The sequence below is a fragment of the Stenotrophomonas sp. Steno-Z10-BAI genome (assembly GCF_056393115.1).
This window is the reverse complement of the sequence record NZ_JBWJOZ010000005.1, coordinates 312117-328702: the sequence shown is the minus strand read 5'-3', so window position 1 is coordinate 328702 and position 16586 is coordinate 312117. Positions and strand designations below refer to the sequence as shown.

Sequence of the window (16586 nt, the reverse complement as noted above, 5' to 3'; positions counted from 1 at the left end):
CAGGGTCGCGAACCAGTCTTGAGTGTCGTGGCGGGACCACCTGGCCACCTCGGGTATAGGAGCGCCCCAAGGAGAAGGGTTATCGTGCAGGCGGCGCTGCTCGCCGCCTTAGCCGCTGCGGGCTAAGAGCCCGTGTTCCGCGACCTAACAGGCGACCAAGCTGCGCTCATCCTGAGCGCGCTGCACGCGGCACGGTCGAACTCCGCTGCCGAGTTTCTGAAGGGGCGAGTGAAGGCTAGCCAAGACGATCACCCCAGGGCTCGCGCCTTCTGTGCTCAGGTCCCGGAGCTCCCCGAGGCGACGCCGAAGGCGGCGAGTACATCGCCGACGGCAACTGGCTTGCGGGATCCGCCGCCGAGTAGATCGACCCGGCCGCGACGCTGAAGTTCTACGACTTGGCACAGGGAACAGCGGCGGGCATCTGCCGCGACTATCGCGCCCGGGATTAGGCCGCAGGCAGCTCCTCGTCCCGGAATTCCTCAGGCCAGTGTGCCCGGTCCAGTGATTCTAGCGCTTGGCGAGAGGGCGGGAACTTGTACGACATGAGAAACCACTGCGCGGCCGCGGCAGGGTTCTTTTTCACGCCGACCCCATCCAGGAAACGCCGGCCAATCTCGTACCGGCTCTGCTGGTCGCCCGACGCCGCACGATCGTATAGGTCGAACGAGGGCTGCAGCTTGGCCAGCGTCGGGTCCGCCTCGGGGCGCATCATGTCAGCGACCAGCAGCGCCTTCAGGTTGCCGATCTTGACCGCGTTCCGAGTCCACTCGTAGGCGAGTGCCGGATCCTTGGCCACCCGGTCGCCTGTCATGTGCATAAGTGCCAAGTTGAGTGCAGTCTCCCGGTCGCCGCCTCTGGCTGCGCGCTCGAGCGCTTCGACAGTGCCAATGCTCCTCAGGTGCAAGAAGACCGCACGGCGTCGCTCGCGCCACTCCTTTTCGTCAATCTGAGCGACAAAAGACCAGTCGTCCTCGAGCGTCGCCTCGAACTCCTCGGTCAGAGCGATCGCCGGCTCGAGGCCCTCGTCGGCCGCAATGCGGATGTGGTGATAGGCCTTAGTGAGATTCTTCCCGACGCCATCGCCGTGGAGATACAACCCCCCCACATTGAGATGCCCCTGCGCCAAGCCCCGGTCGGCGGCGAGCTTGAACCACTTGAACGCCTCGGACATGTCCTTCTGGAAGCCCATGCCGTTGCCAAACATGAGCCCCAGGTTGAACGCCGAACCGGCATGACCCATCTTGGACGCGTGCTCAAAGCGCAGGACTGCGGCCTTGACGTTGCCGCTCGTAAGGGACTCCACCCCCATGCGATGAATGGCGTCCGGATCCTCCAATTCGGATCTGTATGCGCGCACGCCGGAGAAAACACCTGAGATCGTCGCAACGACGAAAGCGAGCACGACCAGTCCGACTAAACCCAAGATGACGCCCATGACCTCCCCCTGACGCGATGTGCAGACCCGAGTGTAATGGACCGCGGCCGCTGACAAAGAGGGGCGCATAAAAGACCAATCCCATATAGGAGGTCAGTTCCGTGAGGACCCGGCCGCGGGTTAAAGTGCGCGATCAAGACGAGGGTTAGACACGATGGGATTGCTCAAGAGCCTATTCCGGGGCGCGTTGCAGACGGATACGTTCATCGACGAATGGATCGAGAAGCTTGCCGCTCGCAAAGCAGACCACTGCGAGTACCTGAGGACGACGCGATTCGAGCGGCTGGTCGGCTACATGCGCTCCCGCCAGGCGCAGCTGCTGTCCACGAGCAAGCCGTACCCGGAGGAGAGCAACCTCTACTGCGTCAGCGTTCGGGGGCGGAGCTTTGATGTGCGGGTTTCCCGGTCGTCCGACCGGGAAGGTGTCCTGCTCACGTGCATGGTTACCGGAAGCCCGGAGGCGCGGTCGATACACCCGCAGTCCTCGCGCGACGGCGAGTGAAATGCCGCGTGATCGCGCTCACACATTAGTACGGTGAGCGACACCGGCTCAGGGGTTCAGCAGGAACAGTCACGACCTCATGCGGGAGACGCGCACGCCTCATGCACGGAGCAACGAGCGACGTTCGTGGCCACGGACGTCCGTTTGTCGGAAGGCGAACGCTCGTCACATCGGCACCGCAAGTTACGGGCATAAGGACGTCAGTTATCGGCCAGAATCGGGCATCTTAGATCGGCCATCCAAGCAGAAAAAGGAAGCCGCAGGTGCCCCTCTACCACGCATCGACTCGACAATTCGCTTCCGGAACGGTTCTTAAGCCACAAGGACCAAGTGCTTACCAGGCCGCCTCGCAGCTGATAGATGAGCACCGACTGAACAGCGCCCCGGGACGGGCCTCCGCTGTGTTCGCTGCTGAGGTGCCGGCGTTCGCTGCCTACTACTTGGCGCGACAAGGCGTTCCTCATCAGGACATTCGGCTTTACGAAGTTCTGATGCCGGACCATCATCGAGCCCCTTTCTCGCTCACACATGCCATTGACAAGCGAATCAAGAGCCAGGGGAATCCAGCAAGGCAGATCCAGGAGTACTGGAATCCGACAGCTCCATGGAATTTCTGGGAGTGCTTTGGACCGCAGGCGCAGGTGATTCGGTCTGTCCCGACGCCTCCGGAAGACGAAGTCGAACTGGTCAGGATCGCGTACCTGAGGCCGGGTAACGACTCCGACATCGCAAGCGAGCTGACGTAGAGCCGCTTACTCGGAAGCGCTTCACCGGGTAACAACCCGGTGTCCGCCTCGGGTCGGTAGCTGCGGGCTAGCTGTGTAAACCCAGGACGTTGTTCAGTGGAAGCTGGATGCGGCTGATCGGGGGTTGGTAGCCAAGGCTGGCGTGCGGCCGGTGCCAGTTGTACTGGTGCAGCCAGCGAGGAAGAGCGTGCCGACGCTGCTCCGAGCTGTCGTAGGAGCGGGCATAGGCCCATTCGCGCAAAGCGGTCTGGACCAGGCGTTCGGCCTTGCCGTTGGTACGCGGGGTGTAGGGTCGCGTGCGCAGATGGCGCAGGCCCAAGCGGCGCAGGAGCCGGCAGAAGCGCCGGGACTTGTAGCAGGCACCGTTGTCGGTCATCACCCGGGTGAAGGTGACGCCCAGGCCGCGGTAGTAGCGCAGTGCTTGAAGCAGTGCGCGGCAAGCGCTGGATCCGCGCTCATCACCTTCAATGGTGCCGAAGGCGACTCGTGAGTGATCGTCGATGGCGAGGTGGACGAACTCCCAGCCGGCGCCATCGGAGGCGCCCTGGCGATCGCCAGTGACCCGATGCCCTGGGCGCCAGAAGCGGCCCAGCTTCTTGATGTCCAGATGCAGCAGGTCCCCGGCCTGGTGATACTCGTAGCGATTGTCCGGGCGAGCCGGCTCAAGCTCGGCCAGCCGGTGCAGCCCGGCGCGGCGCATCAGCCGGGCAATGGTGCTCAGGCCGACCGGCAAGGCCAATGCGATCTGGCGGTAGGTCTGGCGTTGACGGCGCAGCGCGGTCACCTCGGCGGCCACCGATGGTGGGGTGGCATGCGGACAGCGGACGCGACTACTACGTCAGTTTGCACAGGCGCGGCGGCCATCCCCAACTCTTCCAGCTGACACCCGCCATCAAGGCGGGCTTCAAGAAGCTCGTCATCGGCAACCGAGATCTGCGGGATGCTGTAACGCTCAAGCGCGAACAGCTGCTCGAGCTAGCCGCTCTCGACTGACTCCCTTACCACTCGGGCCACGGCCGCGTAACGTCCGTAGTCGAAGTAGTCTCACCTCTATTCCGGGTTTGATCGCTTCAAGTGCTGGCCTCCCGACGTCCATTTCGGGTCGCTAACCGTCATTGACCAAGGGCCGGTTCCGGCCATAAGCGGACATCAGATTGGTAGCGATCAGTCAGTGACGTCCCCTGCCAGATTACGGCTCAGTGTGGGTAGGTCAGAGGACATCACCGATGGTGACGTGTTATCTCATGATGTCGCCTGCTCAACCCACGTGTTTTTCGCTTTCAGTTACGAAAAGACTGGTTGAATCAAGAGACGAATGAGCGCTCGTCAAGAGTAAAACTTTGATCGTTTGATGTATATTTTGGGGCGGGGCTTCTCAGTCAATGCTATGTGTGTTGCGCCACTTTCCCTAGCCGTTTCCGAGGGCTTCGGACGTGCCACCTCAGCAATTCCTAGCAAATTGAAATCGATCAGACTCTGGACGTGCTGCGAATCGGTCGACCATGAAATAGACGGGCTAACTGTTGATGCGAGCCGCTGTGCGAGTAGCCTGGTGATTCTGTCCACTCGATCGGGGTCCGTGGTTGCGTAACCAATCGGAAGGGTCACCGCACTCATCTTGCTTGGTTGAACGTGGTACTGAGCAACAGCAAAACGCTCGGGCACCACGAGCAATTCGAATCTATCCAGTTGAATTCCGCCGGTAAACATAACAGCATGAGGCAACCTGGAGTGAAATTTCTTCTTAAGCCAACGCTCCTCTGAAGTGCCCTCACCTTTAAAGCACGTGACCAGTCGACCTCCATCTCTTCGATCAAGGGCCTTCTGGAATTTTGCGACAAATTCGACTAGTTCAGTATTGTTCGCCGCCCAGAATGGGACATCAGCAGGCAACCAGTGCGCGATGCTGGACCGCTCCTCCTCATGCTCCTCTTCATGCTCCTCCGATCGCAGCATATTGATAAGTGTCGTTCGGTTTCCGACGAGGTAAATCGGCCCCAGGAGGCCTCTGGTCAGTTGTGACCCATAGCCAGTCTTGTTCGCGTCTCGGTCCCTTAACCACTTAGAAAGGTCGAATTCGTCTTCTCGCACATACCGAGCGAGAACCTCGTCCTCAACTAAGGCGCAAAAGTCTGAGAAGGACGTGGTGGCCTTCGGCAGGCTCTCGCTAGCGAGGTAGTCCGCCACCTTGGACTCAAGCTCAATCGAAAGTGGTCGCTTACGATTTTCTCCTAAGCGTTCCACAGCGTCTCGGTGTACGTTCAAGTCGCCTGTGGCGCCCACATCAAGCGAAATCTCCATGTCTACAGGCACCTGTAAGGTACGCATGGGGCGGCAGCGGGCCACCTTGTACAGGTGCGTCTTGAAGTTTTCCTTTGTGCGGCCACGCGAGAATTCCAAGAACGCTCGAGACTGCTCGCTGAATGCCTCGGCTATGCGGTCCGGAGCGACTGACTTCGCTAGCTCCGGCATTGGGACCTCCGGCAGACCAAACCTCGAATTACTGTAACTACGACGCGGGACAAGCTGAAGAGCTAGCAGGTCAAATACTGCGTCTTCCTCTCGGGTTTCGAAAGTTGTAAACGTAGGAACCTCTCCTATAGCAATCTGCTTCGCGCGGAGAATTGCAGATGGGAGAAGTACGCCGTCGTCCGCAACGTCTACCAGCCTGTTTCTTGCAAGGCTGCCAACCAAACCATCCGTCTCCAGCTTGGACAATCCAAAGTAAGCTTGAAGCTCACCAGGGCTGGCGCTCTCCATCATGAGGATCAATCTGCAAGCGAACTCCTCAATGGCTGGAAGGGGCCTTTCGGTGGTCCATGAACATTCCAGCCGGTACTCCCTTGCCGGCAGCAGTACGGAAATGACATTTGCCAGTCGGCGCTTGCCAACACCTTCCATCTCGCTGGCATAAACTTCTTCGTCAAGCATTTTCAGTCTCCTCAGGGACGGCTTGTTGGAAGTCAAATTCTGGCAAATCCGTCACGATCGCATATCCCGGATGCCGCAGTGCAACCTTCTCCTCGATAAAACTAAGCACGCGCCCCAACGGACCTTGTTTGTTTCGATTTCGCCACATCCGAGCTGCACCTACGATCGCAAGGCGCTCCTGAGCTCGGGAAAGCGAAACATTAATTCGCGACGGCTCCCACATGAAACCCTGTGACTCACTGATATTGTCTCGAACAAGACTCAAGATGATGAATGGGTTTTCTTGCCCCTGATAGCTGTCTACTGTATCGATTCTGATCAAGCTACGAATCGATGAGGCCCACTCGGCTTTGCTGAGCTCTTTTTCAAGCAGTGCCTTCTGGGCGCTATACATCGTGATCACGCCAATTGGGTGGTGTGACGACTGAATGTTCTTTAGCATCGCCGCCTTTTCCGGCGAGGCGAGGCGCTGTAGGAGCCGAAGCACGAGGCGGGCCTCGTGGTGATTTACGTATTTCCCTTGATTACTTGGATCTCTTTCGCCGGTTGAGTCTGGTCCAGCTCCACTATCGATCCAAGTAACAGGAGACTTCCAAGGAAAGGCAAGATGCTCACACCAAGCTTGCGACTCGCCGCGGCCGGTGCTCAGCTGGACGCCGTCATCTTTATAGAAACAGTCGGATACAAGGTCGCTAATGGGCTCGACCATTCGATATTGCGTATTGAGGGTAACTCCGCGAGTAACCCGGAATGCGCGCTCAAAGTCGGTCTGTCTAAGTGAGTCCGGCGAGATTCCCAAAGACTTGGAAGCCGCGCGAAGGTGAGATGGTTCGTAGACCGGAGGCAACTGCCTGTGGTCACCTACCAACAAAACCCTACGGCCAGACTGAAGTGGGATCATCAGCTCACTCGCCTGTGCGCGGGCAGCTTCGTCAACAATCACCCAATCGAATTCGACATCGGCTACACCGAGTTGCTTCTGTCCCATGCCGACCAAAGTGCCGCAGACCAATTGCCTCGTCTGCACGAGGAATTGGTCGTAGTTGGCCTGACCTGCGTGTAGAACCGAAAGCCATTCCTGGCTAAGTGAAAGCAAAATTTTTAGGCGGGAGAGAGCTACTGGATTATTGACCCCGTGGCTAGACGCAACCAGTTTGATGGTGCTCTCCCATAGGTTCTCGGAATTCAGAAGAGCCGATGCCTCGTCAGGGAATCGATTTTTAATAATTTTGGAAGTGAGCTCTCGGACCTCGTCAAGCTGAGACTCCAGCTCCGGAATACGTTCGCGAAGATCACCGCTTGCTGTCTCTGACTTAGCCAAGTTCAATTCAGCTTCGTATCTAGCAGTTGATGAGACAAGTCCATCTAGCGTTCGGTGCAGAGAAGCTAACTCGGCCGAAAGCTTATTCGGTATGCCAAGGCGCTCTGAAAAGACCGCGATACGATGCTCGTACTCGCGATGGAAAGAATGTCGCATTTGACGCTGGATCGCCCGCGAGTGGGCATCCAACATTGGTGTGGCGAGCATTCGCTCTTGTCCCATTCGAACTACGCTGAGCGGAAAAATGTGCCTCTGGCACATTGCTCGAGCCTTCGTAGCTACTGCGTCAACAGCCGTGTGAGACTGCCCGACCAGCAGTACGTTTCTAACGCCGATTTCGCTAAAGAGGTAGTGGATGAACGCCCCAACGAAAGTGGTCTTTCCGGTGCCTGGTGGCCCCTGAAGAACGCCAACGGGTCCCTGCTCAATTAGTTGTTGAAAGGCCTCGACTTGCCGCTCATTGAGGCTTGTCTCTTCGTCACTGTATAGCTGTCTAATTCGCTCCGCAGTGGGTCGAGGGGCCATAGGAAAGATCGATGGTGAGGCGATAGGGTCAAAGTACTTCAGGAGATCGGGAATTGCCGAGGCGTGCTCTAGCACGCGCTCCATTGCTTTGGATTTTCTGTCTCGAGAGGCTTTGCTCTGCAAGGATTCGAGCTTTAGCAGCGCGCCAGGTATAACGCGCTTGCGTGCATCCATTCTAGTGACATCGATCACAAGCTCATCTTGGCTGGTTTGGAGAATGTCCAGAATTGCAAAGCTGCTGTCGTCATTCTTCAGGCTAACGAAGACGCGATCATCCGAGCCGAAATCCAATGCGGCACCGTTCGCCGCCTGGTATGGAATACGCATTAGGCCTACTGCGTTTTCTTGGATGGCACCGGTTACTTCGACTTCGAGGAGGCTCTCTTCTTCAGTGTTCATCAGAGCTCGCCAAATATCTTTAATTTGGATGCCCGCGTCCTCCAGACTTTCCGCCTCATTGTTCAAGGGGGCGAATTTCGCTTCAAGCAACGATAGAACGGGATCCAAGCCCAGGATTAGGTCAAGGAGATCTTGAATCCCTGTCCCGTGTTCGTTCGACTTGATAAGCGCGATTGAGCGTTCAATGCTAGCGGAGGACTTACTGCTGGCTGACACGAGCGCACTGAGCGGAATTGGATTTACCAATCTAACATTCCGAAGCTGACGTTGCTCAGGATCAATAACAAACGTGATTGCGCCGTTAAGGCCTGTTACATAGCAGATCAGCAAGGTATCGTTATGCTTATCCCACTTGCAATTAAAGTGGTAACTTCCGCCGTCGAACTCGAGCGTGAACTCTGACCCACCAAACGAAAGCCTATTCCAAGGGACAATGATCGGTGCCGGCGCTTCGAACGATTCGGATTTGCTTTCGATGAGCCGTCGAATCTCGACCTGCAACGGTGATAGCGATACGGGGACACCCTGTGGTTGGCTACGGCCGACCTCTAGCTCTTGTTTTAATTGCGTGTCAGATTCGTCGACAAGGAGCTCTTCAACAAGCTTGTAGACCGCAAAGCGATCTCGACCGAACCCATCGGTTGATGCAGGATTTAATGGGCCATATTCGACATTAAAGGGTTGAGTCCTCTCCCCAAAATCGAGAAAATCTAGAAGTAGAACCCTTTCTGAGCTTGCCTCTGGCATCTCCGGAAATTGCACGAGCAGATTTCCAGGGTGAATGTCACCGTGGCTCAACTGTTGGTCGTGCAATGCCGACACGCTCTGGATCAGGGCCGCAGCGATCCGTCTGCGCGATTGGATATCCGCTTCTGCGATAGCTTCCTGCCACTCTTTACCCGGTTCAATTCTGGTTACGACAAGTAGGCCTCCCGACTCTAGCAAGCCGAAGTCGACAAGATGTGGGGTCGAGGTTTCACGTGACCTGACTTTTTCGGCCTTGGATCGGAATGCCGCCACACGCCGATTTAGTCCATGCGTGCTGGCGTTCGGGGCGACCTGCAACCAAAGCTTGACCAGTACGGGCCCATGGTCAACTGTGGATCTGTACCTGATCACCTGTCCCGACCCGGGGTTCTCGCCCTGGTTTGGCGGGAAGTGCATAAATATTTGATACTGGCCCCATCCCCGCTTTATGAAGTCTCCATCCGATATCTCGTTCCAGGTATTGATTGCCTCCTCTTTGCTCACAGTCGGTGGCTTATTGCACTCGTTAAGAGCCGCCAACATTGCGGCAGCATTTTCAAAGCGATCAGCCGGCCCCCAGTAGAGGGCGCGCTCAAGCCAAGCGCTTAGGGCGCCGTCATATGGATCTTGTTTCGGTGGGACCCATAGCCAGATTCCTTGCTCGTCGCGCGGAAGGTCCGACTCAGGGAATAGAATTCGATACGCAGCGGCGGCGAGCATGAACACGTCTTGTCTAAAGGCGTCGTAAATCTCTCCCTCTACGCCCATTGCCTCTTCCGGCAACCGGACATGCGAACCCTGCAGAAGGTCTCGAACCTCGTTAACCGTTCCACGTTCTGGGAAAAAAGCAGCAGCGAGACCAGAGATAACCACACTTCGATGATCTGATGCGTGCCACAAGTTGTGGAGGTCGATATCACGATGTGCAACACCTAGGGCGTGCAACTCTGAAAATGGAACCAAGAGAGCCCTGACCAGATCCAAGCGTGACTGGGGATCATGAGCCGGTCCCAATTTGCTTAGGTGCTCATCCAGGCGGCTAAAGGTTCTCCTGAGCTCGTAAAGCTCTGTAAAGTCGTCAGTAACGTCATTTGTGCTGAGCGGAACCAGCGGGCGAAGTAGATATTCTTCCAGCCCTCTCTCATGAGACTTTGCGAGCGCGAACACTCTATTTTCGCGAAGAGCGACTTTTGCCCACTGTTCTTGCGTCGCATTCCCGACGCCGAGCGACGACATGTTCCAGCGCCTCATCAGCGCCAGATCATTCGAAATTTCCTGATGATGACCTTTGAATTCTGCGAACAAGCCGAGCTTGTGCCGAAACCAAGGGGTAGGTTCGGCAGTGTAATTGTGATAGGAAAATTCCTTTGGCCTGACTCGGCTTCCGGTAAAGAACTGTTCGAGGATGGGCCGACAAGTAGCACTATTTGGACGCGGCTTCCCGCGGCGATCAAACAGATCCGTGTAAGGTTGCGGCGCCTCAGAAACAATCCTTGCGTAATCGTTGGCTCCAGCTACTTTGAGAAACTCATCAAGCGTGTGAACGAATCGACGTTCCGTTGTGGAAAGATTTTCTGGACCGGCTGTCCCGCACAACACGACGTGAGCTTCGACTCTGGGGACATATCCGAGCTTGTGTTTAAGCTCCCTTTCTAGCAGCCTGCTAATCCGAATCGCATGGACACGCTTTATCTCATAGGGACTCTTCCCTCTTGGGTAACCATTGAGGAACCAGCGGCTGTCACTGCTCTCAAGCTTACCGGTCCATTCCTTGAGCTCCACAAGCAATAGACGGTCATGCGTTATGATCATCGTATCTACGTCCATGGACCCCTCGTCATCAACAACGAGCAGACTCGCGTAGCCAAACCAGCTTTGCCTCAACGAATCCTGCATCCGCTTGACCGCTCGAACTTCGCTAGCGTGCAGTCCGTTGCCCCCAAGAATCTTTATGTCCATGAGTCCCCCTCATTAATACGACAAGCCTCACCCAGAGGCGGCCATCGGGATATGATACGACGCCGAAGGCGCCGCGCGGGCGGGTCAGACATCGCTGCATCAAGATCGTGGAAACTAGAGCGAGACGGGCGAGAGCAGAGCGTGCGGTTCGAAGGGCAGTTCATCCTCAACGCCAGCTACCATATCGTGGCGGCCTCGCAATCCTTTCCGTACACAAGTTTGCGCCTCATGTCGAATCGAGTGAACTGGTGCGAGTGCTATCACCCTGGTGTCCGCCGCCTCTTGGATATCATTTGTACTACACAAGCCGGAAAAGCCATCGCAACCATTTCTTTTGGTGGTAGATGCCCTGCGGGTTCAAGTCTGCTTCGCTTCGCAAAGTGGACCGCTCGTGCGTCCTCGTTAGTAGGATCTTCCCGGAGTTTTACTAGGTCTGAAGGGGCAATTTCGGTGACTGTGCCCGAAGCCTCGGCGTCCATGCTTTCATGCTACTTCACCGGTTCGAAGAGTCCTTCAGGCCGACGGGGCATCAAAAAGCAACTTGACCATGCGTTTTCCCCGAAGAATAAAGAAACTTCTAGGTAGTCCAGCAGAATCAGATTGTCAGATTTCCTCAAATTCAAGCGATTTGGCGCTTTCTCGCTGATTTTTAAAAACGATGCAGCACAACTGCTGCTCGTTCGACAGGCCTGATATGGGCTGTACCCACGCCACCGCCTCTTCGTGAGTGATCACGTCCAGTTTTAACTTTATTGGGCTGATCTGTGCGCTCTTTGGGTATCTAGCCAGGCGCTCTGATCCGCTGCTAGGTGTCTCGGAGCTAGGCAATACGCCCCATCCGCTCGGAGAAGCGCTCTGGAACGGCCGCTTTGGGTCGGGAGCAGTCGCTTGGCATCGGACTGACTCTACGCTCACTGAGCCCATGGATCGACGATGCATGAACTCATCCGCGGACTACCCACTACTGCTATGCCTTAGCTCGTCCAGGTAGTTCGCCCAAGCCTGCATCATCTTCTTGCGCTCTTCCAGATGGGTAGTCCTGTTGTACGCCCGCCCCAGCGGATCCCGCACCGCATGGGCGAGTTGATGCTCGATGAAGTCCGGCCTAAACCCAAGCACCTCGTCCAGTATCGTTCGCGCCATGGCCCGAAAGCCATGGGCAGTCATCATCGTGCCGTCGAACCCGAGGTTCCGTAGAGCGGCGTTGATCGTGTTCTCACTGATTGGCTTCTGGACGCTCCGCACGCTCGGAAAGACGTACTGGCTTTTCCTTGCATAGGGTCGGACATCTTCCAGGAGTTCGACTACCTGCCCAGCCAAGGGAACGATGTGCTGGGTCTGGGTCTTGCTGGTGATGTAACGCCACTCAGCCGCATCCAGGTCGATATCCTCCCAGCGCGCGGCACGGAGCTCGCCCGGCCTGACGAAGAGGAGCGCCGAGAGTTTGAGCGCAGCGGACACGATCGGCGACCCTTCGTAGCCGTAGATCGCCTTGAGGAGCTTCGCCACCTCCTCTGGCTCAGTCAGACTGGAGAAGTGCTTTGTTTTCGTAGGGGTCAATGCACCGGCAAGACTTAGGGCCGGGTTGTTCTCGGCCCGGCCGGTGGCAATGGCATAGCGAAAAACCATGCCCGCGGCGGCGCGAGCCCGATGTGCCGTCTCGACTGCTCCACGGGCCTCGATCTTCCGGAGGGCCTTGAGCAGGATTGGCGCAGTCACGCTCCGAACGGGCAGATCACCGATGCTCCCCAAATCGCGCTCCAGCATCCGGCGCTCCCGAACGACTGACCCCGGGGTCAGCTTCTTGGCCCGTTGCGTCACCAGCTCCTCAGCAAGCGCGCCAAAGGTATTGCCGGCCTCTTCCTCCTGCGCCGCCCGCTCGATCTTCACCACCAGCGCTGGGTCCATGCCCTTTTTGAGCTGGGCCCGGGCCTTGTCCCTCTCGGCGCGAGCTTCCGCCAAGGAAACCGCCGGGTAGTCCCCGATGGTCAGCATGTTCGCCTTGCCGGCGAACCGGTAGCGATAGCGCCAGATCCTGGCTCCAGAAGGCCTCACCTCGACGCACAGCCCATTGGCGTCGGCGAGGCGATAGACCTTGCTCTGAGGTTTGAGGCTGCGCAGCTTGGTGTCCGTCAACATGGCTGTGAGTAAGCTGTATGTGAGTAAGCGATGACCTTCCGGCCATCTTACTCGCACCGTTACTCACGTTCCAGCTGGATGGGGGTGCACACCACCGGACCCGACTGGACAAGAAATCCCCGTAGTACAGCCATTTCGCTAGGGTATCCGGACCGGCCTGGACGCAGCCGGATCAGTAGATGGTGGGCCCACCAGGATTCGAACCTGGAACCAAAGGATTATGAGTCCTCTGCTCTAACCGTTGAGCTATAGGCCCTTGCGGCCGCACAGTGTAGTGGAGGCCTGTAGGCGCTTTCCACTGCAACCCTCACATCAGCCAAAACGCTGCCCCATCGCCTGCACCCGACGCGCATTCTCCGCCGCCAGCTCACGCAGCACGCCCGAGCGCAGCAGCGCTGAACCGGCCACACGTTGCCAGTAGTCCACCGCCAGCGGCGCTGCCCAGTGCAGATGCGCGAGCTGGCCGCTGCGCTCCGGCGCGATGGAGGCGAGCGGCGTAGCCGCACGCAGCACCCCTGTGCGCGAGGGTGCCAGTGACATCGGCAACATGTCATACGCGGGCGCCAACGGCAGCGGGCCGCGGTCGACCAGGTGGAAACCCAGATTGCCCTGATGCATGTCGCTGTTGCCGATCAGCCGGCCGAACGCGTGCAGCCTTCCCATCGCGGCCTGCGTGTCGCGATCGATCCAGCCCTGCGTCAGCAGCGCGTCGGCGGCGGCCCCCCAGTCCACGGTCACGTCACCGACGAAGGCCGAGGACAGCGCCAGCAGCGAGACGAAGCCGCGCCGGCCGAGCACGTCGGCGGTGCGGTCGAAGCGCTGCACCTCCAGGAACGTATGCGTGTCGGTCTGGAGGATCTCGGAGGCCGCTGCGGGCACGCCCCCGTCGCGCAGGCACTGCAGGGCCAGGTGCTCGCAGACCAGCAGGTCCGCCCAGCGTTCGGCGGCCTCGCCTGCGGTGGGCTGCGCGAACTTCACCAGCGCCGCATAGCGCCCTCCCTCATGCTCCACCGTGGCAGTGAACTTCGGTTGCTCGCCACCCGGCGACGATCCGACGTCTTCGCCTTCCAGTGCCGCTGCGGCGCGCTCGGGATAACGACGTGCGCGCTGCCCCGCCAGGACGTGATCGCCAGGCGCATCAAGCGCGCGCAACGCCATCTGCACGGCATCGCCGCCCAGCAGGAGGTCACCGATCTCGGTGCCGCCTGCACGTACCAGCGCCTGGAGGGTGTCACCCAATTGCCATCGATTGAGGTCGTCGGGGACGCCCAGGTCACGCCCGCGACGATGCGCGAACGTACGCCCGAGAAAACCCTGTGGCCGCAGGTCGTCCAGGTACCACGGCAGCCCCGGGAAGTGGCCATCGACGGTCTCGTCTGGCGAACGGGTCAGATTGGGGCGTGCGGCGGTGGTCGCCACGTGGAAGGTCTCGCCCGTGAGTGCCACGACCGTGCCCAGTTCTTCAAGGGTGGCGTCCGGCCCCAGCCGGAACAGCGGCCACTCGCTGCCCGCGGCGGTCTGCTGGCGGACGGCATAGGCCGTGGCGCGGGTGCGGCCAAGTCGCACCAGGCGGTCCCCGGCCTCGGCGACAAGACGACTCAACGTTGTCCGGGTAACCCCCAGGCGATCGACGAGATCGGCAGCTGAGACGACCTCGCCAGCAGGCAGGTTGTCGAACAGCGTCTGGAGCTGGACGGTACGGGGACGAGACATGGCCTGAGTTTCGGGACGAGTTAAGTTACGAATCTATACGCCAATCTTCGGCGAACCGCAACCCCATTGAACTTATAAGCCATTGATTGAAATAACATCACCCCGGAGAACACCGAGAAAAAATCTCGCAATTAAGTTACGAAACACGCAACGAAATCACCAAATCAGCCTAGCGATCCCAACCCCGTCGAACAGCCGCTCCATTCGCTATGCCGCCGCCCAGTTCGAGTACACCACGCGGCGCCACCTGCCCCAAAAAAACAAACCCCGCTTGCGCGGGGTCTGTCGGGTTTCAACGCGATGCGCCGGTATCGATCAATCGATATCCAGGAAGCTGCGCAGCTGCTCGGACCGGCTCGGGTGACGCAGCTTGCGCAGCGCCTTCGCTTCGATCTGGCGGATACGCTCGCGGGTGACGTCGAACTGCTTGCCCACTTCCTCGAGGGTGTGGTCGGTGTTCATATCGATGCCGAAGCGCATGCGCAGCACCTTGGCTTCCCTCGGGGTGAGGCCGGCCAGCACGTCGCGCACGGTTTCAGACAAGTTGATGTTGGTGGTGTTCTCGATCGGGGACTCCACGTTGGTGTCCTCGATGAAGTCGCCCAGATGGGAATCCTCGTCGTCGCCGATCGGGGTTTCCATCGAGATCGGCTCCTTGGCGATCTTCATCACCTTGCGGATCTTGTCTTCCGGCATGTCCATTTCCTTGGCCAGCTCCTCCGGCGTAGCCTCGCGGCCATACTGCTGGAGCATCTGACGGGAAATGCGGTTCAACTTGTTGATCGTTTCGATCATGTGCACCGGGATACGGATGGTGCGCGCCTGATCGGCGATCGAACGGGTGATGGCCTGGCGGATCCACCAGGTCGCATACGTGGAGAACTTGTAACCACGGCGGTACTCGAACTTGTCCACGGCCTTCATCAGGCCGATGTTGCCTTCCTGGATGAGGTCGAGGAACTGCAGGCCGCGGTTGGTGTACTTCTTGGCGATCGAGATGACCAGGCGCAGGTTGGCTTCGACCATTTCCTTCTTGGCCTTGCGTGCACGCGCTTCGCCGTAGGCCATGGCGCGGCTGATTTCCTTCAGCTCGTCCAGTTCCAGCCAGGTGGTCTTCTCGATGTCGATCGTCGCCTGCTGTTCGGCGATGATCTGATCCTTCACGTCACGCAGGGCCGAGGACCACTTCTGCTTGCGCTTCAGTGCGTCTTCCACCCACTCCAGGTTGGTCTGGTTGCCTTCCCACGAGCGGATGAAGTCCTTGCGCGGCATGCGCGCGGTCACGGTCGCCAGGTTCAGCACGCGGCGTTCGTGGGACTTGATCGAGGCCATGACGTCGCGCAGCTGCTTGACCAGCACATCGGTCAGCGGCAACGGCAGCTTCAGGGTCACGAACACGGCAGCCATGTCGTCGCGCAGCTTGACCAGCGGCTTGCGGTCGCCCTTGGCAGCGGCCTTCTTGAACGCGGTGTACGCATCGCTCAGGGCCTGCATGCGGCGTGCGACTTCTTCCGGATCCGGACCGGTCGGGCCGGCCTCTTCCTCGACGTCGTCGCCGTCATCTTCTTCATCGGCGTCATCGTCAGCGTCGTCGCTGGTGTCTTCGGCCACGGCCGGGGCCGGGACTTCTTCGACCAGGTCGTTGAAGCCGACGATCACTTCGGCCAGGCGCTTCTTGCCTTCCTTGTGCGCGTCGTAGTCGGCCAGCAGCGATTCCACCGACACCGGGAAGGTGCCGAGTGCGGCCTGGACCTGGCCCAGACCTTCTTCGATGCGCTTGGCGATGGCGATTTCGCCTTCGCGGGTCAGCAGCTCGACGGTACCCATTTCGCGCATGTACATGCGCACCGGGTCGGTGGTGCGGCCACCTTCGGTGTCGAGCGCGCTCAGCGCGGCAGCGGCTTCTTCGGCCGCGGTGTCATCGACTTCGCGGTTGCCGGTGTTGCCATCGTTGAGCAACAGGGTTTCTGCATCGGGCGCAACTTCATGGACATCAATGCCCATGCCGTTGATCATGCCGATGATATCTTCGATCTGCTCCGGGTCGACGATGTCGTCGGGCAGATGGTCATTGACTTCGGCGTAGGTCAGGTAGCCCTGTTCCAGGCCCTTGCTGATCAGAAGCTTGATGTCGTTTTGCTGGGCAGGACGTTCGTTGGCCATGTAGTG

General features: G+C 58.7%; 8 protein-coding genes, 1 tRNA gene and 1 pseudogene. 2 read left to right on the top strand and 8 right to left on the bottom strand.

Features of this window, described 5'->3' with window-relative positions; genetic code table 11:
• Positions 1–445: 445 nt before the first annotated feature.
• Positions 446–1435, bottom strand: coding sequence for a tetratricopeptide repeat protein (locus tag AC06E9_RS14545; protein ID WP_478056288.1), 990 nt, complete (start codon positions 1433–1435; stop codon positions 446–448).
• Positions 1436–1589: 154 nt separating this feature from the next.
• Here AC06E9_RS14545 and AC06E9_RS14540 point away from each other — a divergent pair, with 154 nt between their 5' ends.
• Positions 1590–1937, top strand: coding sequence for a hypothetical protein (locus AC06E9_RS14540; protein ID WP_478056287.1), 348 nt, complete (start codon positions 1590–1592; stop codon positions 1935–1937).
• Positions 1938–2750: 813 nt separating this feature from the next.
• Here AC06E9_RS14540 and AC06E9_RS14535 read toward each other — a convergent pair.
• Positions 2751–3521 (bottom strand): annotated as a pseudogene (locus tag AC06E9_RS14535) (IS481 family transposase); the annotation flags it as partial.
• Between AC06E9_RS14535 and AC06E9_RS14530 the strand changes: the two are divergent.
• Entirely contained in the window at positions 3482–3676 is a 195-nt protein-coding gene (locus AC06E9_RS14530; RefSeq protein ID WP_478056286.1) for a hypothetical protein, read from the top strand. The pseudogene AC06E9_RS14535 and the gene AC06E9_RS14530 sit on opposite strands and share 40 nt — an antisense overlap.
• A gap of 333 nt (positions 3677–4009) precedes the next feature.
• On the opposite strand, the gene AC06E9_RS14525 is transcribed toward AC06E9_RS14530, so the two are convergent.
• From AC06E9_RS14525 to rpoD, 6 genes are all read right to left on the bottom strand, one after another.
• Positions 4010–5614 carry a hypothetical protein gene (locus tag AC06E9_RS14525; protein WP_478056285.1) on the bottom strand — a complete coding sequence of 535 codons (1605 nt, stop codon included), beginning with the start codon at positions 5612–5614 and terminating at the stop codon, positions 4010–4012.
• Entirely contained in the window at positions 5607–10565 is a 4959-nt protein-coding gene (locus AC06E9_RS14520) for an AAA domain-containing protein (protein WP_478056284.1), read from the bottom strand. The genes AC06E9_RS14525 and AC06E9_RS14520 overlap by 8 nt, the downstream gene beginning before the upstream one ends.
• A 954-nt stretch (positions 10566–11519) precedes the next feature.
• Positions 11520–12704 carry a tyrosine-type recombinase/integrase gene (locus tag AC06E9_RS14515; RefSeq protein ID WP_478056283.1) on the bottom strand — a complete coding sequence of 395 codons (1185 nt, stop codon included), beginning with the start codon at positions 12702–12704 and terminating at the stop codon, positions 11520–11522.
• A gap of 180 nt (positions 12705–12884) precedes the next feature.
• Positions 12885–12960: transfer RNA gene (locus AC06E9_RS14510), tRNA-Ile, on the bottom strand.
• Positions 12961–13016: 56 nt separating this feature from the next.
• Positions 13017–14417 carry a type II toxin-antitoxin system HipA family toxin YjjJ gene (yjjJ, locus tag AC06E9_RS14505; protein WP_478056282.1) on the bottom strand — a complete coding sequence of 467 codons (1401 nt, stop codon included), beginning with the start codon at positions 14415–14417 and terminating at the stop codon, positions 13017–13019.
• Positions 14418–14732: 315 nt separating this feature from the next.
• Entirely contained in the window at positions 14733–16580 is a 1848-nt protein-coding gene (rpoD, locus tag AC06E9_RS14500) for an RNA polymerase sigma factor RpoD (protein ID WP_152151059.1), read from the bottom strand.
• Between the last annotated feature and the right edge of the window lie 6 nt (positions 16581–16586).